Here is a 23,889-nt window from a genome sequence, read left to right as displayed (position 1 = left end):
GATTCCTCGCTACGTTGATATCAGAGCCAGTCAAGTCGTCAAAGTCGGCGGCGGTATCGGAGAGTCGTGGTAGCTGTTATCCCCGTGGCTCCTGCGACCGGTCCCCGACCTCAGAGCGTTCCTTACGGTATTGAGAACGTCATCAAAGTCAAAGATTTCATAATCGGCGTGTCTCGATGCTCGGTCAATTGAACCAAATTGATCGACAATAGCGTCCTTCGACAAGAATGTCGGTGGGCGACCAAAGTTTACCTGGAATGACCCGCCGTCTGGTTCTTCCAGCTGCTGCCGCGGTCCATGCACCACGCCTGCAGCCTCTGTAAAGAAGCCGAGCTTGTGTTGTAGCGTCCCAACATGGGAAAAATACCCATCAATCATCTGAATCGCATTCAACGATTCCATCATTGTGCATCCAATCAAATTGGCTACCAAAACCGATTTCGGAATAGTTGCCGCGATCTCCTTCGCGATCGCCTGCTCGCGTCTAATCAATTTCTCTGAGCTGCCGTCGATAATCGTCGCTATTGCGGAATTGGCTATCACTGAGCTTTCGGCAAGCACGAAGCCGTCTAGGACAATTCCCAGATTTGGAAATTCTGTCAGTAGAGATTGGACAAGTCTTGAAACCGTTTTACCTAGATTTAGACATGACCGGGCTCCGGCACGAACCGTCACGGCCAATATCGGTGATGCGGATGGTTGGACGAATGAGCGATGGCGCGCGCGCGCGATGGTCAAGATTCGATCTTTGAGCCTGGTAGTGAAAACGTTTGATCCTAACCTTAAAAGCAATGCGTTGTTTGAGTCCAGGATTGGTGCGACGTCCCAGCGAGCCCGTCGAATAACCTTGCCAGCGAGCTCCGGAAAGATACTCTCGACAGGGCCGAAATACTCCGGGCCAATCAGCCAAATCTCATCCAGCTGTCGAACCAACCCTTCATCAATTAGGCGTTGAAGCCCGCTTAGGTGATTGATCATCTGATGGCCGAAGTTGTCGAGCTGATCGACGACGCCAATTACTCTTTGATTGATGTGCTGTGGAGATGGTGCGGCTGCTAAGAGATCTTTGAGAAGCTTGGTGAGGGCGGCTGCTTGCCCGTGATCGATGTCAAAGATAGTCAGCTCTTCGGTTGGAAAGTAAATTTGGGTGAAGCGAGGTTTGGTTGAGAAATTGATCAGCCAGAAACTGCGGCCGTCGGCAGTGACAAATTTGTAGTAAAGCGGTAGCGTCTCGAAAGGGAGACCGTCCGGCACTCGCGCCGTAAGACACGCTGTCGCTTGCACTGGATCGCCAGTCCAGGGGTCTGGCACCGTTAGTACTCGTGCGGCGATCGCATCAAACACGAGATTGCATGCGTGCTGCTCCCGAGGAATGAACCAACGGGGCATCTCAGGGGTGCCCGCAATGGGGCAAAAAACTTCGTCCTGCCGGGGAGAGCGCCCCAACAGGATTTGATCTATGCTGGCCCGGGAAAAGAGCGTTCCAGCTAGAAATGATGCATCGGTTGTATATCGGATATATTCGGTCATTGTATTGATTGTTCGTTTGTGTATGGGCTCTAGTATATGCCCTGTTCGTCAGCGGATTTCGCCCCCTTTCGAGCGTTCCTAGACCTAATTCTATCAGTTTGCGTCCTGCGTACATCAAGTCGTTAAGAGTAGGCATTTGGGCGGGCGCGGTCGCTTTACCATCTGAAGGTATGCATTTCGGTCTGGACGCCGGCGCACCATTATTGAGCCAAGCCAACGAGCAAGCACTGAAGGCTCAGGCATTTGCCAAAGGGAGGAGCGGCAAGATAAGAAGACCCTAGGGAACGCTCTGGGGTGGGCCGTGGCTGACGAAGCTGGAATACGATCCGTTGTGCGATCTTACGTCAAATTGAGTAATATAGAGGCGCTGGCCGAGATGAGAGCGCATCGCCTTGAGATTCTCAAAAAGAAGGTCGATGGTTTTGATTTCGGCTTAGTCCACGATCAATGCAGAGCTGACATCGCAGCCATCAATAGCGGCATCGACGAAATTCTTGATGGCGAAAAAATTCACGGCGCCCTCGACAGTTGCCGTCCCGTCCTCATCGGAGGCTGGGCGCAATACATCCGGCATCCAGAAGTGCGGGTGATGGTCCGGATATTGTTTGATGGAGAACCCGTGGGCGAAGTAGTCGCCGATGCGTACAGGGCCGATCTGCATATTGGAAGTCGCGGAAGTATCGGCAGCGGCAATCATGGATTTGAATTCAGGCCAAATCCTAGTATCTTCGCGTCTGCGAATAAAATAGATGTCGTAACGACCTCCGGCTCTACAATTGGGTCGTTTCGCCGCTCCAGTTAAATCCTTCTGGCGCGGCTCGTATCTACATACGGCATTCGCGACCGCGCGATCAGGCTCTGTCCAACTGGCAACGCTAGCTGCGAAGCCGTCGATCGCTGGACGTATGCCGGCTTATGAAAGAGTAGCTGGCGTTGCTTCCGAGATCAAGTATTGATTGATGGTAAGCCAAGGGGCACATAATTTCTTCAATGAAGGAGACGTTGAACCATCATGTATATCGATAGTGTAAATTGGGCGAGGAATTGGTCCGTCACGCTGGGGGCGAATACAAAGAATTCATGCAAAGCGTGGCCACTCAGTTGGGCGCCCAACGATACCTTGAGATTGGCACGCAAAGTGGCCGTTCGCTATCAATGATGCCGTGTGACAGCATCGCAATCGATCCCAACTTTAAGATGAGCCAATGTACTTCCATACGGTCAAGGAAGCTTTGAATGGTGATGACGACTATGAAGCGATAAAAGCATTCTATGGTTCGGAAAAAATTGTTCACAGCAGAGATATCATTGTCAACGAAGAATTGACGAAGCACTTTTGGATTTAGAAGACCTCGCGAGGCGTAGCGGACTGTACGATCATGGACGCGTCACCGTGATTGAATGGCTCAGACTCTGCCGCTGAAGCCCGACTCTGCTAGTTCCGCCATTCGCCAGAATCTGGACCGCATGAGCGGCCGAGATTTGCGACCCGCTATCGGCTCAAGAGCAATGAGGGAGTAATGCGCTTAGAATGGATCGATAACGGCTCAACCGATCTAGAAGATTTGTGCGCTTACGCTGCCTAATCAGTGCTGCAAGCTGTGAGACGGTGTCCAATTTATTTCGTTCAGGACCGTTGAGGATAGGGGCTTGGGAGGGCGAGGTTTCCGTCCTCAAGCGCGCTCCGATGGTTGCTCGACAGCGGTTCGGCGCCGGCATCATCAGCTCGACTTGCTCTTTCGGCGGTCACGCTAGAAGGCGGTAGGGCTCCAATGCCGGTCAGTCGACTTGTATCGCACGCGGCAGTGGATGCCGATCACACGCTGGAGATGGCCGAGATCGAGCACCTGAGTTCACCGAAGTACTCCACCAGGGCGTCCACTTGCCCACTCCAGCGCAAATGCGCGGGTCAGAAGACCTGGGCCGGTCGAAGCCAGACCAGACCGGTATCGCCGCGGTTCATGGCTGCCGTGCCCATGTCGAGGGCGTGAACGATGACAGGATGCTCCGCCTCACTTTGATGAGGTTGCTGTCCACCGAACCTTGTCCTCCTCGCAAAAATTTACTCGTGCGATCCGTGGACGGAGCTAGATTCCCATAATTGCCTTGCGACAGGAAGCGGTGATATCTGCACGTCAGTCCACCAAGTTCTCTCGTTACCATGTCGGTGCAGCTCGCGGTGGTGGGACCGGCAGAGCGGTACAGTAAACTCGTCACTTACCTTTCGCCCGAGGGCTCGTGGCTGGGCGAACCTCAGATGATGCGGATCCGATGGTGACTGCTTGCAGATCAAGCAGGGTTGCCCTCGAACAAATAAGAGGTGTGCTTTGCTCCGCTTGCGCGGGGGCTCTTTCGGGAAGGCGAGGGTGGGAGCGGGGTGCCGCGCCTCCACTTCAGCCACTTCGCTGTCTACGTCCGCTTTTGCGATGAACTGCAGCGGACGAAGTTGATCTGCTGCTGACGAATCCTGGTTGCTGGCGCTTGCTTCGGGAGAGGCCAACGCCTCAAGCCGCGACTGATAGGCGGCCTCGACGGCAGTTGCGTCCGCCGCTTGAAGAGTGTTTTTGATCGGTAAGTTGATCTTGGCCCAAGCAAGCAGGTCCTCGCTCAGTACTAGGCGTTTAAGTTCGCCGAGCATGCGCGTCCGCAACTCGGCTGATTGGTGCGAATCCAGCGTCGGCGCGCGGCTCAACTTAGTATTTGTGGGTTTACCTTTTGATCCATGAGGAGCTTGTGGCAGAGGAGCCGTCGGAGCAGGAACGACCAGGTCTGGCGCGTCCAGATCGTCCTCGCCAGCGATGCCGACGAGGGTAAAAAGGGCATATCGTCGAGCATATGTAAGCGCCGCGCCCATTCGGTGGGGCGCGTCCGTCTCCTTGCCCGCGCAGACTGGCCAGTCCGACGATATCCACTCGCCGGAGGAATGCGCGAGCATGGTCGTCAGGCGGATCTGACCAGTATCAGCTTCGATGCGCGTGGTCTGAATTGTTGCGATCTCCTGCTGGCTGAGGGTCTTGCGGACGATATCCAATCCGCTCGCGAGCGAGGCGTACCGGAACGTCCGATACGATTCCCGTGGGAAAGGTGATTGAATGACGGCGGTGAGACTTTTTTCTGGATTGGTAAGCTGGGCCTGAGCGCGAGCCAACGCTGCCGCGATGGTGCCAATGCGTTCACTGGACTGATGCATGGCCGACCTCCGTCTGCATGGCATCAAAGCTGATAGCGCCGGACTTCGACCGTTTGGCTCTAATGCCGTGCCCGATTGCCTCCTTGGCGTCCTCCGGGACAAGCTTTTTGAGCTCTCCCTTTGCAAGTTCATGCTCGTCATGGGCCGTTCGGGTTCGCAGGTAAGTTGCGGCCAGATCAGCCCACGAGTTTGAACCGCACATATCGACAACCTTCACCGCCTCAAGGCGGGGTCGGGGCGCCTCGATGCCGAACAAGACGGGTGGTTCGCCCGTTTGCACGCAGCGCCAGAACCGCTTCTCAGCGGTCAGCAGCAGGTGTTGGTAGAGCGGATCGGCATTGACTGTGATTTCGACCCACTTCCCGCCGCCGGTGATGATCGAGAGCACCGCGGAGCGCGCCGCCACGACCCACATGTTGTGCTGCAGTTGTGCCATATGCTTTTCGGCTGCCGCCTCTTCGGAGAAATTCCACGGCAGCATGAATTTGGCCTCAAATACCGCTCCCGTTTGCTCGACGCGTCCGTCCAGGGTGGCTCCCACCCACTTATGAACGGAATGCCGCACGTGGCGCTGGACGTCACGCACGGTTTGCTGTGAGTTGCGCTCGTACCAGGTGCGGTTGAGGTCTTCGGTGATGGTCCCCAGTTGGACGATGAGCTCCTGGCTGAGGTCTTGCGGCTCGATCTCGCCCCGCTTTTCGCGCCAAAGCCTGACGAGCTTGTCCTGATCCTCTCCCATGATGGTCCGGGCGTCTGACCCCCCGATGAAAGTGCGCCGATCGTCCCGCGGGTTGGCAAAAAATTGCATCTCTGTATCCTCCTGAAAGCTCAATTCGTAATTGATACTAAAAGTATCTAGTCAATCGAGGTGGAATGTCAATACTAAAAGTATCGATTCGGCAGGTGAAAGCCGCGCGCGCCTTGCTCGGTTGGTCTCAAGAAGATTTGGCGGCGTCAGCGCGTGTTTCGATTCCGACGATCAAGAGATTGGAAGCTTCAGACCATTTTCTCGGGGGGCGCGCCGATACTTCTTCCAAGATTCTAAGCGCGCTAAGCTTGGCGGGGGTCGAGTTTATCCACGAGAATGGAGGTGGCCCAGGCGTAAGACTGCGCAAGCCGATTAAATAGGCATCCGGAGACTGTGGGAAATCGCTCCCCGGAGCTAGACCTACGTTGCAAACCATGGCGGCTCGCCCACGGCTAAAGAGCCGAGCCTTTCGTCCGACCGCTACTTTAGGCGAGGCTTCGCTTCCTGGCTTCTCTTCCCCGCATCTCCGATCGATTGAAGATGCGCTACTCAATCTGATTGAGTTGAACCAGACCTTCGGTCTAGCAGGTTTGGAACGTGAGCAGGAAGTTCGCCAGAGATCAGAAGCCCTGCTCGAGTCATCGTCTATGCATCTTGCTCGCAAGAAACTTGAACAGCGAAGGCTTCGTGCCCGCGGGCAATGGCGGAGGCATATAGTTGTCGCCGACCACGTCGACCAAACTCCGCATGCCATCGGACCAACCGAGTAGCTCAATCGTTGAGCGGCAATCGAGGCGTTTATCCTGAGCCCATCCCTCCATGAGGTCAGCTAATCCGGATAGTTCTTCGCCTGAAAGCGTAGCCAAATGAGAGACGGATGGCGTCGCGTAATAGTGTTGTATGGCTTCGGCCTCAGACGTGCTGATTGTCCGCTTGATTTCGGCTCGACCGACGACCGAACTCAGAATGTCACCAGAGAGTCGCCACTGCCTTCTTCTTCTAACCACCCGATGAAATTCGCTGCCGCGTGCGAGGAAGTGATCCATCTGATCGAGGAAGCCTTGCTTGCACTCGCGATGCGCGAAAGGGAATGCCGCGACCAAGCACGCGTATTGCCTCGCGCAGTCGAGTATTGTCTCATCAGTATCGAGAGCTGAACCTGGCATCGTTATGCTCGAATCGAAAACAGCTCTTGTGGAATTGTGGCTAGTGAGCTGGCATAAGAGATGGTCGGTCCCCTCTTATTTTCTAGGGACGGCCTTGCCTAAATTGCAGTGGCACGGCCCCCGCTCTGGGGGAAGGCGAGGGCCGCATTGTTGCTCCGACCAGGGGGCGGCTCGGAACGGCTTGGCGATGCTGGATGGGCCCTGTTGTTCCTTAAAACCGAAAGTTTTCCTCAGTTCAGGGGCGCGTCATTGAGGTCTCTCCCTCGGTGCTGCCTCGCTAGTCCGCCAGATCTTGCAGATGCACATTCCTATGCTGGCAGCAAAAGGGGACTGGCAACAAACCTTCGATCCAAGCGTTAGGTTCGCTCGTTCCTAATCGAGGTCAGAATGGAAGACTCCCAAGCTCCGGCCCGCGTGCGTCAATCGGCACTTCCGTGGGTGATCGTTGCTCTCGTGGTGTTCGCGGGCGTCGCAAGCGTTATTTGGATGAACAACAGGATTGAGGCGCTCGAAGCCGCGAATGCGCCCCATCAGGTGCTGCACGGTGACGAGACGCAGCACACCCTAGCGGCCCTCCAACAAAGTTTGAACGACATTAAGAACGGTCAAACGACGTTGGCCGACCAAGTGAGCCAGCTTCAACGCCGGATTGCCGCAGAACAAGGAGAACGCAAACTTCTCTCCGATCAGCTCGGTTCGATCAGCGGTCGGGTAGATGCTCTCTCTTCGTCGAATGCCGAGGCAAATACCAGTCCACAGCAACCTCAAAGGAACAGACGAAGCAAACATTAGGCGAGTAAATGCTATCGACCGGCCGATTGACGAAACAGACATCAAAGTGGGCCAGCCTTTGCACAGTAGCGGTCGGGCAAGTCTTCCCCACCGACAGGCCTGGCTGCTTTCCATAGCATCGGTGGTCATGGCGAAAGTCCAACGCACCCTCTTAGGGCCATCCATACGCGCGTCCGTACAGAAATAAAGGCCTCCCAGAGTTTCGCGAACCACGGCATCATCAAAAGCTTCGGCTTGACGATTTGGAAAAGCCGCTCGACCAGCAGAAGGCTGAGCGCATAGCAGACGACGATCATCGCCGTGCCGGCGATCCAGTGGCCCTTTCCCGCCACGGCCACCGCGACAAGCTTCAGAGGTTCGACCGTCGCCGTCGGAAGCGCCAGCAGAAACAGCGAGGGATAAGGTCCGAGTCGCTCGATCGACCGTCTCAAGCTCATGGAAGGCTCCTGAGCGAGAACCGCCGTGACCCGCCTATTGTTCCCTGCTACGGAACATCTGGCGATTATTCTGGTGAAGCACTTGCGCCAGACTGCATTGCCTGTGTCGTCGGCCACCACCAAGGGCGACTGCGCGGTCAAGGGCTACGCCCAAGCAGGTGGATCGCTCTGATAGTTGAGAAGATCCAGCAGAATATAGCGAGCGGGACAATCAACATACCAATCGCATTGACCCAGCCGTAGCTCTGATAGCGAAATATCAGATCGGCTATGAGAGCAGATGCTGGCATCGAGAGTAGTAGGAGGCCGGACAGCAGGCTGTATCTACCGCGCGGGTTAGACGTCGAATTTCGGGCAGATTGATTCCGAAGAATCACATTTAATTCTTGTGATTGGTTGTCGTTCGACATTCTATCGGGCGCAGATGCGCCGAATGAGGAGCTTTCCTCCACGGAACAGCCCAATCTTGGTAATCTGCTGATCGATGCTGGACGTAAACTTGTTGCGGCGCTGAAGGACCGGAGTATTGGCCGTCGGCTTGGTGACATTAACGAGACTAATCGATGCGCGTGCCATGATGGAGTCCTATTGTGATAAATGGAGCGGCCGTCCTCTAAACTTGCACTCTGGGCAACGGTGATACCGGAGCGAATACCCGAAGCCCGGCTATCAGCTTGAAATATCCGAACCTTTCTCGTGGTGAAAGATCGCGCGATGGAAGCACGGCAATGTCAGCTCAGGTGACTAATCGGACTTTCCCGCTCTCGGTGGTCGCCGTTGAACTACCCGCAGCGGACGACTGCTCTTCAGCAAAATGCTGCCGGGCTGATCTCCGAATTGCGAGAGCATCGGTCATCGGCCCGAATACAAAAAGCTTTACCTGCTTTCATGCTCTCCTTAAGGTAGCAGCGGGTCTTGGGAGCAAAACCGGTGCGGGGTAAACCTGTTTTCGTTCTAGGTAGCTGCCTTTTTGGGTTTGGCTGCGTAGCGACGCCGGCGATGGCGCCTGACCTTACGCTGCCGATCAAGGCAATCACTCTGCATGCAACGTGTGAGCTAAGAGACGCTCTGCATTCCTTCGAACATGTCCCCCCTGGCACACGACTTCCGCCCGATTTTCCGCAGCATTGGAGCATGTCGATCCAGCTGACTCCGAAGGTCGATACGGATTTAAACGCTCGCATCGGTCTCACCGGCACCACCAAATTTCCTGGCACGGCGGTCAATCACTTCAACACGTTTGCTGTTGGCGCAAGTCCCGGCGCAGGCATCGATATCAAGACCTGGAAGAACGGCGCGGTTACGTACTACGTGGCTGGCAGAGATCTTCTGAACGAGAAGATCCACTACGATTGTGATAATGCCAGGACCACTCCGCATGCGCTTGCCCAAGATTTTGGAATTCAGGAGTGGCTGCAGCGTCTCATTGATTCTACAAACCAGCCGGAGTTGGCCGGAGCGGTTAGTTTCGATAAACCAACCTTTGCAGCACAGATCGTCGTCCGCCTGGATGGCTCGGGCAATTTCACGTACAACTTCCCGCTAGGCACAAACTTTGTAAACGCCGGTGGTTGGTACGAAGTCGATGAAACGCTGTCTATAACCTTCACGCAGGACCCGAAGCCAGCTCCGAACATCGTCCAGTTCCCAGCGTTCACAAAGCAGAAGGTCTCGGAAGCATCTCCCGAAAAGAACTTCATTAGATTCCGAGAAGACGGGCAGCCCCGCATAAGGCCACCAGCTCGCGTGCGACGTACTCCGTCCGGGGCGCCTGCAGCGCCGCAAGGGGTATCGCCGGAGGCTAAGGAAAGACTGGATCGGCAGCAAAATGAGCAGACGATACGAAATCTTCAATTCAATCGTTAGGTCCCGCTATGAAGTTCATTTTGCTTCTCGCATTCTTCGTGTCACCCGATGGAAAGACGTTCTTGTTGCAAAGCACGTCGAGCATGGAGTTTGACAACAAGTTGGCGTGTGAAAGTGCTGGTGTGGGCATTTGGGACACTTTCAAAGCCAGCAATGTTAATGCTGTGAAAATAGTAGCTTGGTGCATGCCGTCAGACGCTAAGCAACCATTGGACATTCACAGGCTCGAAAACGTCGGGAAGTAAGTCGCCGACAGCGCTAATAGCGCTTCGGACCATTACTTCCGTTGACGCGGTGCCGCTGAATGTCCGTTATCTAGGGCAGACGGGATTGTTTCAGTCGGTCGCCCGATCGATGCTATGATGCAACTTCTACATCAACCTGCCCAGCCGTCCCAGGGCAGCGTTAAGCCGTAGAAGCATCCCCTTCCGAAAAGTCAGCAGTGCGCTCAGTCAACTGATCTCGGATTGAACGCGGCACCTGGCGGTGAGCTTTCGCCCTCGGATATTTCATTTCGAGAATTGGTTCAGCACGTTGGTGCAGATTTTTATGTTCGATCCAGTTATCGAAACTGAGACGTCCCACATTATCGATGAACGTCTCAGCCGGCGTATTCTCAGCATAGATCAAAGAATGATCGTCAAGCTCAATATGATAGTAGGTGAACGTGTGCGGCACGTCCGTTTCGCGCAAAACGGATGTTTCATTCACAAGAGCGCCCGCCTGTAACAGCACATCATTGATAAAAATGGCATGATCGGGCGAAAGTAAAAGGTCACGGGAAGGGACATTGTCGGAAATCGCGCCGGCCTTGATCCGAACAGGAAATGCTCGCAGTGGTTCGGCGAACAGCTTGGATACTGTGCGTCGGCCAAGCCATCTGACGGTGCATTCGCGCCCATCGACCGTGACTACCACATCGCCGACCTTAAGATTTTGGATCGGCACCTCACCCTCGGAAGTCAAAATCAGCGTGCCGTGCCAGAAACAAGGAATTTCAGACTCCAGCGTTGCAACGGACTGGTGAGTAATGCCGTTGCCGTCGGTGTAGGTCTCTAAGATTTCTCCTCGACCACTAACCGAAGTGGGAAGTGTGTACTGACCGGGACCGCTACCGGATGCCGGATCGTTGTACGGCGTGTAGACACCATCACTATATATAAACCCTTGGCTGGGTCCTTGATTGCCCGCCACCCCTACAATCAAGCCAGAATCGCTGATGCCCTTGGGCTGAAAGACATCGAATCCCGGAGGATTGGAAAGTGTGGTGAAGACACCCCCACTGTAGATGAACGCGTGAGCAACGCCGTTGTCGTCTGTGTAGATTCCCGTGATATCGCCGGAGTCGTTGACAGCGGTAGGTAGCGTGTATTGCCCGGGTTCAGATCCCGCCGAAGGATCATTGAACGCAGTGTATACGCCGTTGCTATAGATGAAACCTTGGCTGGGTGCTTGATTTCCTGCAACGCCGACAATGACGCCTGCGTTGTTGATGCCATTCGGTTGGAAGGCGCTGTAACCGGAAGGATTGGGCAGTGTTTCGAACGTGCTTCCGCTGTAGAGAAATGCGTGACCAATACCGTCGCCGCCGAAATAGATCCCCGTGATATCGCCGAGATCATTGATTGCTGTCGGGTCTGTATACTGATTAGCCCCAGTTCCTGCCGATGGATCATTGAACAGCGTGTAGATGCCATCGCGATACACAAACCCCTGACTGGGACCTTGATTGCCGGCCACGCCAACGATCACGCCTGAATCGTTAATGCCGTTCGGTTGAAAGACGTTGTAACCCGGCGGACCAGGAAACTCAGTGTATTGTGTCATCTAAGCGTGCCCCTCTTGCTGGACAGTTGCTACCAAGCGATTGCCCAGTGTGCGCCACCCGCGCGCGGTGTGGGATAGCATGTCTTGCATCAAGGGCAAGTAGGACCCGACAAAGCGTAATAGTTCCGAGTCAGCGATAATCGTTCCCCGACCTGAGGAAATTCGATCGTCACCGAGCCATTTCCATCGCAGCTCAGACTAATCCGACGCTCACCCAAAGTTTCGATGTTGGTTTCCCTACCGCAGTCCTGCAAGACGGTTCCAGTAGCGGCATTGCCGCCCTCGATCTTCTTACGAACGAACGCTGCGAATAACTTTCCGCATCGGAACCAAACTTCGAGCGATGAGCCGTCTGCTCGCGTACAAATGCGCCTGTCCAGATTTTCGACAGGAGCCAGAGGTTGGAGTGTTTCGATATTGCTGGCACAAGCGCCGGCCATGATAGGAACAGCATCCATTACCGACATGCGTGCCTTAAGACCAAACACCTCCCAATCGCCGGCGGATGCTTCTTGAACAGTCAGAAGGATAAGTGGGAGAGCAAGAAACTTGATTGGTGACACTGCAAAGTTCCCGAGAAGTCAAGATAACATCGTTACGCCGAGCGTTAAGGCGCGTTGGTGTCTAACACATACCTTCGACTGGCACCGCTCTGCGATGTCGTAAGCGAGGACATACTCGATGCCGTGCTTTCAACTCGCGTGACGCCCCATAGGGAACTGCCAGGTTTTCCCGGCGTTGTAGAGAGCGGGTTGGAGCGAGCAGAGCAATTTTATGCAGAACTTTGCCAATGCGGCCTTTTCGCCCGATGTGATTGAGGTGATGACCTCCGCTCTGAAGGCGGCAGTAGCGACCTTGCCGGAGCCTGTGCAATCGCTTCATGTCAATCTTCTTGCAGAATCTATCCTGCGTACCGCAAGTGGAGGTGAACGCGAAGCCGCCGCCTTGCAAAGGATAGCGCTCATAGAGCTGCAACTGGCTTGCAGAGAGTAAGCGCGGCAAAGGAATCTGGCAGGACCTCTACGTCAGAAAAAGCAAGGGGTAGCTGACATCTCGTCTGATCCGATGTCGTTCAAGATGCGCAGGACGTTATCAAATCGGCTCCTAGAATGACGAGAAGTCGCAGGCAGGATCGGCGCCGCGGCCATCATCTGCCGAGTCTTCCCCGTCCGGCACGAATCAGATTCTCTGCGCTTTAGGGAGTGGGGGGAGACGATGAAGCTTATTTTCAGCGATGGTGGCGGGGCCGCTCCATCACGGGGCTGCGAGCTTGTTTGCGGCCAATGAGATACTTGGGTGACCATGTCAGGATGGGAAGACGAACTCGAACGCTGGCTGATGCCGTTCTTGGACCAGCTGGGTCACAAGCGCATCAAAAAAGTTAGTGTCGAGATTGCACTATCGATCAAAGGCAAGGGCTTTTATCTGAGGCGACTGACTGCGAAGCAACACGGCAACACACACGTTGCCGCAGTCCCTGGCCCTTAGCCGAGCACCAGCGCGAAAGAGTGGGCCCGGAAAAAGACTGCCGACCAAGCGCGGCCGAGACCGTAACATGAGATCCACGAAGAGGAGTCTTAGCTGAGTTTGATTCTTCAGAACGCATGGAGCGAGCCAAAGGTGCGACCGGGAACCATCGATGGGACATTGGGGACAAAGACGCAGGAACGACAACAGCGGTGCTTCAGTTCGACGACTCATATAACTTCCAGGCAAGTCCCGCTCCGGGCGGGTCGACGACGCCCCGCCGGGCGGCACTTTTCACACGCCCCAGACCGCCCGGCGCGGCTCCTCAACGGCAGCCGGGCGCCCGGGTGGGCGCTAAACGCCCGCCGGTTTAGGTTTTCGGAACCTGCCGAACACGAGTGGCTGTAGCGCTGCTCCCTATCCATCCGCGGGCGCTGACGCCCGCCGGCTACCTAGATCTGGTTCCGTGGCGCTGAACACCGGGCCACCATCGCCTCTCTGGGCGAAACCTGTAAGCTGGATGAGGTCGATCCGCCTGCCTGCCTACCTGACCGCCCCCGCACCAGGATCGTCAACGGCCATCCAACAGCGACATCGATCAGCTGCTTGCGTGGTCCTATTGCCGTCCCGACTTCAAAGCGGTGGCCTGAGGACGGCGCTTACATGAATCGGATTGCGGGATATCACTGAGAGCAGCAGCTTACGCGGCCATTCACAAGTGCGCCTGCTTGGATAAGAACATCGTCAACAAGTAACGCGTGATCTGGTGAGACGAGCAGGTCACGCCACGGCATATTTGGACCGAGAGCGCCGGCCTTGACGCGGATCGGAAGAGCGCGTTCCTTGTCGCCGAATACTGTGGACACAGCCTGCCGTCCAATCCAGCTGATAGGCATGATCTGCCCGTCGCTGCAGAGCACCATGTCGCCGCGTTTCAGACTCTCGACGGCGACTTCGCCAGACCGTGGCCATTTTGTCTGGCCGATGACGGTGGGCGGTGTGGTGGGGCTGAAGCTAGACGCAAAGACGCTCTTTTTGCACCCCTTGGATTCGGCCATACTGCATCAGTTAATTCTGGTTTAAGTTTTTGAGTGGGGGTAAATGGCCCTGGATCGATGCCGCATCGGGATCATCATCGTCGGCTTCCGCAATCCTGAAGACGTACGGGCTTGCCTCGCCGCACTATCGCGTTCAGCGGTTGAACCGCGCTTTGACGTTTTCATTTGCGAGAACGGCGGAGACGGGGCATTTGCTCTGCTGTGCGAAACACTGATCGGGCCGGGAGGGCCATGCACCAGAGGCGCGGATGCGCCCCCGGACGCTCCGGCGGCCGTTTCTTCGGGACAGATCGAAATCGCCCCGTTGGCGCTAAAGGGACGCAACACACGAGTGTGGGTTGGCTGCGCAGCGCAAAATTTGGGTTATGCCGGCGGCGCCAACGTCTGGATTCATCGCGTGTTGCCAAATCCGGAATGGGACGGGATATGGGTGCTCAACCCGGACTCAGAGCCCGAACCGACCGCTTTGAAGGCTCTGGTTGAGCGCTCTTCGGCTGGCAACAAGGGGATGGTGGGCAGCACTATCGTGCCTGATGTTCACTGCGCGACTGTGTATTGCCGCGGCGGTCATCGATGGCGGAGGATTCTCGCTGATCTTGCGTTGATTGGCCATGGCGAGCCCGTCTACGCTCCTGTAGACCTAAAGTCGATAGAGGCTGATCTCGATTGCATCGCCGGTGCATCGATGTATGTCACGAGGCGTTGCCTTGACATCGGCCCCATGGATGAACGGTTCTTCCTCTTCTACGAGGACGCCGATTGGTCAGAGCGAGCAAAGAAGCACGGCCTTGGTTATGCACCTGATTCGATCGTACCGCACAAAGGGGGGACGACCATCGGATCAGCCCGCCGTCGAGCAGAAAGATCCTACCTTTCAGTTTACCTCGAAAGCCGCAATAATCTAACGTTCGTTCGGATGCACTGGCCCCGATACGTGTTGCTGGCGGGTCTGTTTGGATGCATCCAAGCGATGATGTATTTGTTCGCACGCTCGCCCAGAAACTTCCAGGCGGCCGCGAAAGGCCTATTAGCGGGTATACGAGGAGAAACAGGCCAACCACGATTTCACGACCGCTGAGGGCGGTGGTCGCTCACAGAGATAGTGGATCGGGCTTTTATTTGTGCGCGTCCATCACGCGCGTCATCGCAGGGTGCGTCCGAGTCTTTACCTTGATCCAGTCCTTCGAACGTCCGGCACCATAGCGCCGGTCGCGTCGTTTTGAGATTAGGCCCTCCGGGCCCATGCGGCAGGCAGCGCCGAACAGCTCCGGCCCGAGCTCCGCGCCCTCGAACGGCGCGACGAACATGCCGTCCGGCCGGCCGCGCAGCAGACGCGCCAGATTGGTCTTGCGCAGGCTCAGCGGCACCGGCCGCAACTCCTTGCCGCAGAGCGCGAGGATGTCTTCCGAGACATCCTCGACCAACGCCCGGCGGTGAAGGCGATGACCCTGACCGGGTTGCTGTACTCGCCTGACATCAGGTCAGTGGTGACGGTGTCGAGGTCGGTTGCTCGCGGCGATCGTTAAGCCGAAGGCCGAAAAAGCCCGACGAGGTTTAGCCCGGTAACCGGCCAGCCGGCGGCCTACGCCGCATGCTTACGACGCGAACAAAGGCAATCAGGCCTGCCAACTCGCGGCTGGACACGTCAAGGCTCCGGCAAGCTTTTGGTGTGTCGATACCAGGTTGGAGTCAGGCTATGCACCGTGAACTCGATCGTTTGATTCGGCTAGGATAGTTCAGGTGCTTGTCAAGATCCGGGCGCTTCTGCCGTCGATCGTCATCGGTCGTAGCGAGCATATGGTTGGCAAAGCTAACTCCTGCTGATCCGGCAAAAGGGGGGTACGAGCAGCAAGCGGTCGTGAAGCTCTCCGAACCTGCTGGTGCTCAAGTCAAGTCGCGATCATGAGCCGCCTCAAACAGCAGCTTCGAAGAAGGCAGCATCGAAGACCGACGCCCGACAGGATCGTGGGCTATGTGAGTTTTATATCTTCGAGTGTTGTTCCCGCCGCAAGTAAGTCGTGTACCCATCGCGGTTGACTCCCGCGTCCACACCACGTCTGTGACGGATTGTTGGGGTTTCGGTATTTTGGACGGACAGGTGGATATGCCTTCCGCGGCTTGGTCAGGTGAGATTTTAGATTGGTTCGTTGTTGGATCGTCTCGCTAATTTCGTGATGATGAAGCAAAAGGTCGTCCAACGACATGGATTGATAGTCCCTCATCGCTACCTCCCCGGTGCAGAAAAGATCTTGTAATGAAAATGCTTATGAGATGATCCCTTGATGCGCGTACGCGATCAACGCGTGGCCCGGCAAATCGGAGACAAGGTTGAAAGAATCGGCGGTGTAGTCGCCAGGTGGACGACTGCTCCGTTTTCGATTGTTAACGTGCCGCCAGTCGTCGCATTTTGGACGTAACTGATAGAGGCTGAATTGGCGTCGAAGTTGTTCAACTCGATAACATCCAGATCGTTGAACCCTGAAATCGTACCGTTGAAATGAAAGGCATCTCCGAGTGACAGGGTGCCACCACTGGTTAACCCAAAAACCACGTTGGCGCTTGAAGCGGCCTCGAAGTTAACGCCGTACCCACGCTGGTTGTTGGCCACGAGCACAATACAGACGAGGGTCCCCGCCGGATGGTGGGGGCATCGCCGAAAGCGTCACTACCCGGAGATCGACTTGGGAGCCTGAACCGGCTAGAACGATTCGCGGGGGCCTCCTTTGGCAAGGAGCGGCTTCATGATGACTTTTCCTCGTACTGCGTGTTTTGCATTCACTGTCGGACGGCGTAATTGCGGTTGCATTTGCTGCCATCCCGAAAACCGCGACCTCTTGCGGGACAGCGCCAAGTCAATCAAGCCCGTCGCCTTGCGTGCGCTGCAAGTTCTTAAGCCGGTCGCGGATATCTAAGCTTTGCGCCTGTGAGCAGACGGATCCTGTGCGGAAAGCGATCTTGGCGGGTGCCACAGCGCTCGCCGCTTGTGCGGGTGATGACGACGTCACAGGCGCGACAAATGCGTGCGCAGCCAAGTTGTATTCAACGTTTGATCAGAAGAAATTCGATCAATGCGTCAACGCGTGCATTAAGTGCGAGAACGGTGTCATGACGCCGTCTTCGACATCATGCAGGCTCAAAGGCGCCCGTTAGAGCGGCGCGCGTATGGTACAGGATTGTTTGTCCAGCAGCGTTTACAACCGTTGTTGATTTGCAGAATTTGCGACATTCCTTTTAAGTCGCCAAAAGCGTAGCCTCAGCGGCGAGACCATCGCGATACCAGGGATGAGTATGAAGCTGCGAGGTGAGGGCGGCAAGTTCGGTAGCGCCCGTGTAGTGTGCGCGATGTTCGGAATATGATCGTGCCTAGTCACCCCGCCTTCTAGAGGCAAAGAGTACCGCTTAAAGCGGCGTGCACTGTTCGCAAAGCTGCTGAAGCGGGCGTGAGGCACAGATGGCCACAAATTTACAAATCGAAGCCCATCGTAGAAATGCCAAACGGAGCACAGGTCCCAATCGGTGTCCGGTAAGGCCCGCTCCAGGCCAACGCGCTGCGCCATGGACTGTCACGACGGGAGACGAGCAAAGGTTCGTCAATTGAGCGCATCTGCTTGTCGATCATCGCCGCTCTTGGTATCAAGGCGACCGCGGATATTGCCTCGCCAAGATCCATCACATTCGCTTTGACATGCTGACTGCGCTATTGACCTTGCTCGAACAGGTCGATGCAAAGAGCTTGCGCTGCCTCGAGCGCTACGAGCGGGCGGTGCTTGCAAAGCAGAAAAGAGGCTTCGCGGTTTGGCCAAAGCGCAGACGTGATCCGTGAATGGGTCGGTTCCAGCTTCTCGTCGCGGCGCATGACGTCAATTGGCTCCTGCAAGCGGCGGGCACTGCAGCTTATCCGCGTCTTCAAATCCTCTAAATTTAAACCACGTCTCCCAGTTTTTAAACCAGCCGATTGGGCAGCGTTCGCTCCGCCTGGACCCAGCACCATCCAACAGCACCCGGCCCCGAGTTGCGCGCGAACGAAGGAAACGCTTTGACTCAAGGCACTAGGCGTTGATTGTGCAGTCGCACACCGAGGGAGCAGCGCGGCCCCTGCGGGCAAATTGCTTCCCACGCTGGAGGACGCGCGACGGCTCCATTTATGAGGATTTAATTCGTTTTAAATCGACGCTCGACGCTAGATGTCTGAGGCCCAATTTCCGCCAAACTCGAAGCCATTTTTAGCTTCGGGGCAGGATTAACCCGTAGGAGTCCTGCATATGTTAAGACGAGTTTTTGTCGCGTTTGTCTTGGTCATTGTCGGGGCCACCGCTTCAGAAGCGCGCCGTCCAAATTTTGATAAAGCGCCTGAGTGCAACGTCACGATGCCCTGCGACTTTTCGTTTTCGCAACCATATCAATTCAGCAATTCACGACGATCGCAGACGCTTCGGTTAGCACGCGCTCGGATGTCGTTTGCTGAAGCCACGGTAGACCGAGGGCAAGTCGTTGGTAGCCGGCCGGCAGGCTGCCCTCGCGCCTTCTGCGGATGCGGTGCATCCATCAAGGTGTTTGGTCGCATCGTGCCGGACTTAAATCTCGCGTCCAATTGGCTACGATTTCCTCGCGCAACGCCAGCTCCGGGAATGGTTGCCGCGCGGCATGGTCACGTGTTTGTCCTAGAGCAGCATGTTAGCGGCGACGTATGGATGGCATACGATGCCAACTCGGGAGGAGGCGCGACGAGAATCCACGCGCGCTCTCTACGAGGTTATACGGTCGTCAATCCTCGCGCCTGAGGCGATCGCACGGCCGGTGGGGCGTTGGACGACGACCCTCCGGCCGAGCGGCGACAGCGTCTGTCAGCAGGCTTACCCTCTGCCTCCTGCCCGTGACTAACCGTGCTTCAACGCGGCCTCAAAGACCTTCCTCAAGTCGGGGTCTCCTAAAATCTCGTCCGCGGCGCTGAACTCGGCCACTGGCTGCCAATCTAGATCCTTGGTCGCTTCAGGCAGAATCGAGGGTTGAATGCGTAGGCGGTGCGGCCGGTGCGTTCGCCAGATGCGCCTTGCTCAACGAATTGTTGAAGCCTGTTCATCTAACTCGTCCCACGATAATCCCGTAGAGCATCCAACCTTAGTCGGCCGTACGATGCGAGAGCGGCCACGCCTATCGGGCGACGGCTGTCCCACGTGTGACGGCGCCGTCAGAAGACGCCGGCCCGGCGATGCCGGGGCGAGGATCGGTGGGGCTGGTGCAGACGGCGATAAGCCATTTGACGAACGGTCAGGTGCCTGGGCAATCCGAAGCCTACTAGAATGTCGCTTTCTTCGAAAGATCATTCCGTGACAAGCAGTATTGAAGACCTCCAGATGTTACGCCTGATCATGGCTTTCAGAAAATCAAGAACGGCGACGCGCGCCGTTTGGTTTTGCGCTACGTTGAGGAAGTGGCGTTTAAGCAAGCCGCCGTTCGCCTTCGACAAACGTCTCGCTCCAATGTTGTAGTTCCCGTTGGAGCGCCTCATCGGACATCGGCAGCCTCAAAAACTCTGACGGTTTTAGTCGTAACGCTTGAATATGCCTTGTTCCAAATCCGCGTTGTCGGCGAGCTTTCGCAATCGAACTGTCGCAAATCCTTCGCCCTGATCGTTATCCCGCCCTCTTCAGCGCTGCCCAGAAAATCCTAAGCGGCATCGTCGGTGCAGCGACCGCACAAGTCGTTCTCATGTTCTTGCCGCGTCCCCCATAGCAGCTCGCCAAATCAGGACCCATCTTAGAACTTGGCTTGCAAAGGAAATCCACGAAGCTCGCCAGATCAAGGGCACCGAGAAGCGCGACCCGGGCATCGTTCGGCGGGCCATGGACCTGGCTATTAAGCCCGACAAGGAGCCGAGAGGGCCGATGTTAGATGGTGGCCGGATCACCGCCGTTTAAAGCGCTGCTTCCAAGATGCTCCCAAGTTCGCCAGCTGATGCGGCTCCGCTATTTGAGTATCGCCGTAGATACCGTATTCGCCATCAGAACGCGCTGACAGCGCCTGTATATCGACCGCCTGAGGCCGTCGATTTTCGAGATCACTTCGCTTGTAAGATCTCGTCCGTTTGATCCCAAAACGCCTGGGCGATCGCAAGCCAGCTCGATACAGCGGCACAAGCGGCGAGCGCCAAGTGGGAAAGAGGTTAAAGAGAAGCGGTGACGTTCGCGTCTGCGACCAGCCTGATGTTCTTCCTGCGCACGTGCCGAGCTCTGTTTCGGGCTTCGGCCTCTGCTACCGCAACAAGTTTCCGCAGCCGCTTTACCTCCAGCAAAATATCGATCAGTCTTTGCTTTTCCTCGGAAATGCGTCGCAAACGCTCGTTGGAAAGATCCATTGGCGCCTCACAAAAAATAGAAGTCGATTAAAATCGTAAGCAGCTCCTCAATTCTATACGAATTTCTCGAAACTGAAAACAAAATTCGGCGACCGTAAGCTGCTCTGCAATCCGCACTGCGTTGTCTTACTAGCACACCCGATGCCCGTTCTGTTGCTGGACGGGTCCGTAGATCGGAATTCGTCAGACAGCAATGAGGCAAGGTTAATGTTACGGCGAATGCAACGTGAGGAGAAAGGTTGCGTCGGCTCAGCTACTCCGACGCCGAGCGGCTTTCAATTGATAAATCGAACAGCAAGCATAAGTCGGTCGCGCTGGGTCGGCGGAGTAGCGCGGTGGTAACATGACGTATCCTGAACGAAGCCGGTGCCTGCTTTGCCTTCGATGATGACTTCGTTTTCTAATCCAAACTGCTTGCGCACACTTGCTTCGCTTGCCGACGCCGAGCCAAGAAGCATACGAAGCGGCTTGCGATTGTGTGAGCGCTTCATCATTACATGCGCTCCGGAATTGCGGTCGCTATCGGTTATATAGAAGTTGGCGTATACGAAGTTGTATCCCTCCACGTCATAATGATAGTCAAGCACGTTCTGATGCTTCAGCCGTCGGCGCTCCTCCTGGGTAAAGTCCGCCGCAAAGCTCCAGTTGATGATGGTCATCACCTTGCGAGGCTCGTGCCCAAGGTAAGTCCGCACGATGGCTTGCAATACGGGATCATCGACAATGGCTTGCACGGCAGGACAGCGGGTTGGCTTGTGAATACCGGCGACTGGCACGGATCTACCGTCGGGTGCTTTACCTCGGGTCACTTCCGAATATCGGAACGTGGGGCCATTCGGGTCGTAGCTGGCGTGAAGCGGCTCGGAGCGAGCAAAGGCGTCAATTTCGCTCACTATATACGCCGGGAGATTTAACCCCACAAACACTGCTTCTTCGGAAATGGTCTTAACGATTTCGGAGACGTTCCGATCGGGAAAGAGCGTCGGAATTCCATTCTGTTCCGCCAAAATGCCGCGCCGGAATAGCCGTCTTGCAGCACCGTAGGCTAAACGGACAGTCCGGAATCGACCAAGCACGTAATGTATGTCACCTTCGGAAAATCTTCCGGCTATCCCCTGGAGATTCATTGCAGCCTCCAGCTTGTCGACCATGACACGGTGTGCCCGCGATCTTTTCTATCGGATGATTAGCTCAACTATGAACATCCATACTTTCGCTTGTCGTTAACATAAATCAATCGATGCAGGATGACCGCCTTCTGCATAAAGTAACGAGCGGTCATTGCCGCAGTTTGTTACCTCAGACTTAATCCTGTCGTCTCACCTCAATTATCTGCGAGGGGACATCTCCGAAATGTCAGGAAGGCTCACTAAAGCAGCTCGCCATACTATCCAGCGGCCATAAGGCGTTCAACGATATCCTGGAGCGCTGGGCCAGCTTCACGTTCGCCCGATAGTTTGTCGATGACGCGCCCACGGCTGCGCTCATTCAGCAAATCTCGGCGCCGTTGCGCAGTTCGACAGGGCCATGCCGGTTGCCAAGCTGCGTGGCGCGGGCGAGCGCAAGCGGCGTAAAACATGCTGCTAGATCGAGAGTCGAATTTCGCTGGTTCACCCCGACACAATTCAAACGTTTGGGTTTTGCGTTCGGAAAGCATGACTCCACCAAGCGTCCGCACGCAGTTGGCAGAGTGAAACAGCCGGTGATTACTACGAAATGCGAACAGAATAGCAATACTGGCTAGTCAGGCTGCGGGACATTCCGTCAAACATGATTGCTGATGCACGCAGGTGTGATACGCATTGTGTGAAGTACTTCACGAGCGGCAGGTATCACCGAGCATACCGTGCGCACCTCCACTAGAGGGAAGCGCAATGAAGTGGAAACTGACAACCTATCGAATGCTCAAACTGGCCGCCGTTGTTTTGATGGCGGCTGGTACTACGATCGCTATCGGTACTCCTCGTGGAGTCTATGAACCAATGTTAGGAACCGATTGGCAATGCAGCCGGGCCATGCTGCTCGTGACCACCTGTGCTCACTCAGGCAGTAGTTCGCAATAAACGACGGGCGGCTTGCAGACGGACGCCGAGCAAAAGCTTATAGCTATTTAGAAGCGGGACTGGGTGTTTGCAAACCACGGAAGTCCAGTGATTGGATCAATACTTCGGGCTTCCTTTTGCGCATATGCCGAAGTCCACTTCGAGGTCCTTTGGACAGCCCTCCTTACCGGTTCTTGGTCCTAAAGAATGGGCTCGCAGGGACGTTGATCTGAAAAATGAACCGCCCCGAGTTTGCCGGAGGCTCCAACTCCTGAGAGGATGGAGCCATGACGAGCAAGACGACAAACAAGTTTTCACCCGAGGTCCGGACCCGAGCGGTTCGGATGGTTCTGGATCATGCGAGCGAGCACCCGTCACGCTGGGCGGCAGTGATGTCGATCGCGGCCAAGATCGGCTGCACACCGCAGATGCTGCATGACTGGGTCAAGAAGGCCGAGGTCGATAGCGGGCAGCGGGCCGGCGTTCCGACCGACACGGCCGAGAGGCTGAAGGCGCTCGAACGAGAGAACCGCGAGCTTCGGCAGGCCAATGAGATTTTGCGCAAAGCAAGCGCCTATTTTGCGATGGCGGAGCTCGACCGTCGGTCCAAGCCATGATCGCCTTTATCGAGGATCATCGTGGGGCGCATGGGGTCGAGCCGATCTGCAAGGTCTTGCCGGTCGCCCCTCGACCTACCACGCCCATGTGGCGAAGCGGCGCGATCCCGCCAAGCTGAAGGCGCGCGCGATGCAGGATGTCAGGTTGAAGATCGAGGTTCGGCCGCGTGTTCGATGGAAATTTCTCCGTCTACGGCGTGCGCAAGGTCCGGCGGCAGCTCAAGCGCGAAGGCTTCGATGTTGCCCGTTGCACGGTGTCGCGACTGATGCGAAGAGCCCGGCCGGGTTGCGAGCGTCTGATTTCGCGCGGCGCCAAGCACGCCATGCAGATACAATTGACTAAACGACATCCTGGGTGCGCGCCTACTATTAACGCCGCTCTAGCCAATAAGTGCTCGCGGATCCGGCGAGCTACCTGACGATGGGATTTCGCTCGAGGAAGTTCCATTTCCGCCACGGCCTTGCCGTCGGGATAGTGCGCCTCGTGCTCCGCCCAGTTATCAAAATGCAGACGGTCGACGTTGTGGACGAAGGTCTCGGCCGAAGTATCCTCCGCGAAGATCAACGAATGATCGTCAAGTTCAACATGGTAGTAAGTAAAGTGACTGCATGCGAGCTGGCAGCGCGTTGCTCAAATTTGGCCACTGAGCCGCTATCCCAAACTGCTCCGGCTTCATGCAATCCTTACAATCTAAACTACAGCCGACCGGCGAATTTATGGCGCCTATACAAACATGTTATTAACTGGTCGATCTAAGTTCGGGAGGCGCGATCTCGGCGGATTCCGCCGAAGT

Annotated in this window: 19 protein-coding genes, 1 pseudogene and 1 other annotated feature; of the genes and pseudogenes, 7 read left to right on the top strand and 13 right to left on the bottom strand. The window is 55.9% G+C overall.

What is annotated here, in order from left to right; genetic code table 11:
- Positions 1–30: 30 nt before the first annotated feature.
- The gene (locus tag AC0L3U_RS28920) at positions 31–1,530 is read right to left on the bottom strand and encodes a hypothetical protein (protein WP_473364101.1); all 1,500 of its coding nucleotides are present in this window, start codon (positions 1,528–1,530) and stop codon (positions 31–33) included.
- A gap of 301 nt (positions 1,531–1,831) precedes the next feature.
- On the opposite strand from AC0L3U_RS28920, the gene AC0L3U_RS28915 reads away from it, so the two are divergent.
- Positions 1,832–2,332, top strand: coding sequence for a hypothetical protein (locus AC0L3U_RS28915; protein WP_473364100.1), 501 nt, complete (start codon positions 1,832–1,834; stop codon positions 2,330–2,332).
- Positions 2,333–3,592: 1,260 nt separating this feature from the next.
- On the opposite strand, the gene AC0L3U_RS28910 is transcribed toward AC0L3U_RS28915, so the two are convergent.
- A complete protein-coding gene (locus AC0L3U_RS28910) occupies positions 3,593–4,720 on the bottom strand; it encodes an ERF family protein (protein ID WP_473364099.1) in 1,128 nt (375 codons plus the stop codon).
- Positions 4,704–5,528, bottom strand: coding sequence for a YqaJ viral recombinase family protein (locus tag AC0L3U_RS28905; protein WP_473364098.1), 825 nt, complete (start codon positions 5,526–5,528; stop codon positions 4,704–4,706). The genes AC0L3U_RS28910 and AC0L3U_RS28905 overlap by 17 nt, the downstream gene beginning before the upstream one ends.
- A 65-nt stretch (positions 5,529–5,593) precedes the next feature.
- Here AC0L3U_RS28905 and AC0L3U_RS28900 point away from each other — a divergent pair, with 65 nt between their 5' ends.
- Positions 5,594–5,848 (top strand): helix-turn-helix domain-containing protein, encoded by a 255-nt coding sequence (locus AC0L3U_RS28900; RefSeq protein ID WP_473364097.1) that lies wholly within the window; start codon positions 5,594–5,596, stop codon positions 5,846–5,848.
- A gap of 258 nt (positions 5,849–6,106) precedes the next feature.
- On the opposite strand, the gene AC0L3U_RS28895 is transcribed toward AC0L3U_RS28900, so the two are convergent.
- On the bottom strand, positions 6,107–6,571 hold the full coding sequence (locus AC0L3U_RS28895; RefSeq protein WP_473364096.1) for a hypothetical protein: 465 nt from the start codon (positions 6,569–6,571) through the stop codon (positions 6,107–6,109).
- 450 nt (positions 6,572–7,021) lie between these two features.
- Here AC0L3U_RS28895 and AC0L3U_RS28890 point away from each other — a divergent pair, with 450 nt between their 5' ends.
- Positions 7,022–7,426 carry a hypothetical protein gene (locus tag AC0L3U_RS28890; protein WP_473364095.1) on the top strand — a complete coding sequence of 135 codons (405 nt, stop codon included), beginning with the start codon at positions 7,022–7,024 and terminating at the stop codon, positions 7,424–7,426.
- Positions 7,427–7,551: 125 nt separating this feature from the next.
- Here AC0L3U_RS28890 and AC0L3U_RS28885 read toward each other — a convergent pair whose 3' ends face one another.
- Positions 7,552–8,004: a hypothetical protein gene (locus AC0L3U_RS28885; RefSeq protein WP_473364094.1), complete on the bottom strand. Its 453-nt coding sequence runs from the start codon at positions 8,002–8,004 to the stop codon at positions 7,552–7,554.
- A gap of 993 nt (positions 8,005–8,997) precedes the next feature.
- On the opposite strand from AC0L3U_RS28885, the gene AC0L3U_RS28880 reads away from it, so the two are divergent.
- Positions 8,998–9,729 carry a hypothetical protein gene (locus AC0L3U_RS28880; protein WP_007606652.1) on the top strand — a complete coding sequence of 244 codons (732 nt, stop codon included), beginning with the start codon at positions 8,998–9,000 and terminating at the stop codon, positions 9,727–9,729.
- Positions 9,730–10,134: 405 nt separating this feature from the next.
- Here the strand turns inward: AC0L3U_RS28880 and AC0L3U_RS28875 are convergent, their stop codons facing one another.
- Entirely contained in the window at positions 10,135–11,556 is a 1,422-nt protein-coding gene (locus AC0L3U_RS28875) for a Hint domain-containing protein (RefSeq protein WP_473364093.1), read from the bottom strand.
- Between the two features lie 89 nt (positions 11,557–11,645).
- The gene (locus tag AC0L3U_RS28870; RefSeq protein WP_157234046.1) at positions 11,646–12,119 is read right to left on the bottom strand and encodes a hypothetical protein; all 474 of its coding nucleotides are present in this window, start codon (positions 12,117–12,119) and stop codon (positions 11,646–11,648) included.
- 211 nt (positions 12,120–12,330) lie between these two features.
- On the opposite strand from AC0L3U_RS28870, the gene AC0L3U_RS28865 reads away from it, so the two are divergent.
- Entirely contained in the window at positions 12,331–12,549 is a 219-nt protein-coding gene (locus tag AC0L3U_RS28865) for a hypothetical protein (RefSeq protein WP_473364092.1), read from the top strand.
- Positions 12,550–13,706: 1,157 nt separating this feature from the next.
- On the opposite strand, the gene AC0L3U_RS28860 is transcribed toward AC0L3U_RS28865, so the two are convergent.
- Positions 13,707–14,081: a Hint domain-containing protein gene (locus tag AC0L3U_RS28860; protein ID WP_473364091.1), complete on the bottom strand. Its 375-nt coding sequence runs from the start codon at positions 14,079–14,081 to the stop codon at positions 13,707–13,709.
- Positions 14,082–14,124: 43 nt separating this feature from the next.
- Between AC0L3U_RS28860 and AC0L3U_RS28855 the strand changes: the two genes are divergently transcribed.
- Positions 14,125–15,159 carry a glycosyltransferase family 2 protein gene (locus AC0L3U_RS28855; RefSeq protein WP_473364090.1) on the top strand — a complete coding sequence of 345 codons (1,035 nt, stop codon included), beginning with the start codon at positions 14,125–14,127 and terminating at the stop codon, positions 15,157–15,159.
- 37 nt (positions 15,160–15,196) lie between these two features.
- Here AC0L3U_RS28855 and AC0L3U_RS28850 read toward each other — a convergent pair whose 3' ends face one another.
- From AC0L3U_RS28850 to AC0L3U_RS28830, 5 genes are all read right to left on the bottom strand, one after another.
- Complete coding sequence (locus AC0L3U_RS28850; protein WP_231171074.1) at positions 15,197–15,505, bottom strand: DNA ligase-like domain-containing protein; 309 nt, start codon at positions 15,503–15,505, stop codon at positions 15,197–15,199.
- A gap of 546 nt (positions 15,506–16,051) precedes the next feature.
- Positions 16,052–16,285 (bottom strand): H-NS histone family protein, encoded by a 234-nt coding sequence (locus AC0L3U_RS28845; RefSeq protein WP_231171147.1) that lies wholly within the window; start codon positions 16,283–16,285, stop codon positions 16,052–16,054.
- A gap of 92 nt (positions 16,286–16,377) precedes the next feature.
- Positions 16,378–16,689, bottom strand: coding sequence for a hypothetical protein (locus tag AC0L3U_RS28840; protein WP_157234047.1), 312 nt, complete (start codon positions 16,687–16,689; stop codon positions 16,378–16,380).
- Positions 16,690–20,244: 3,555 nt separating this feature from the next.
- A complete protein-coding gene (locus AC0L3U_RS28835) occupies positions 20,245–20,436 on the bottom strand; it encodes a hypothetical protein (protein ID WP_456765805.1) in 192 nt (63 codons plus the stop codon).
- A gap of 275 nt (positions 20,437–20,711) precedes the next feature.
- The gene (locus tag AC0L3U_RS28830; protein ID WP_473291795.1) at positions 20,712–21,587 is read right to left on the bottom strand and encodes a phytanoyl-CoA dioxygenase family protein; all 876 of its coding nucleotides are present in this window, start codon (positions 21,585–21,587) and stop codon (positions 20,712–20,714) included.
- A gap of 1,178 nt (positions 21,588–22,765) precedes the next feature.
- Here AC0L3U_RS28830 and AC0L3U_RS28825 point away from each other — a divergent pair.
- Positions 22,766–23,367: pseudogene (locus AC0L3U_RS28825) on the top strand (IS3 family transposase); the annotation flags it as partial.
- Positions 23,050–23,166, top strand: a sequence feature (AL1L pseudoknot). Its footprint overlaps the pseudogene before it by 117 nt.
- Positions 23,368–23,889 lie beyond the last annotated feature (522 nt).

It is taken from the genome of Bradyrhizobium sp. Kon69 (genome assembly GCF_055807515.1).
The sequence above is the reverse complement of the archived record's forward strand: the minus strand, read 5'-3'. Positions and strand labels throughout refer to the sequence as shown.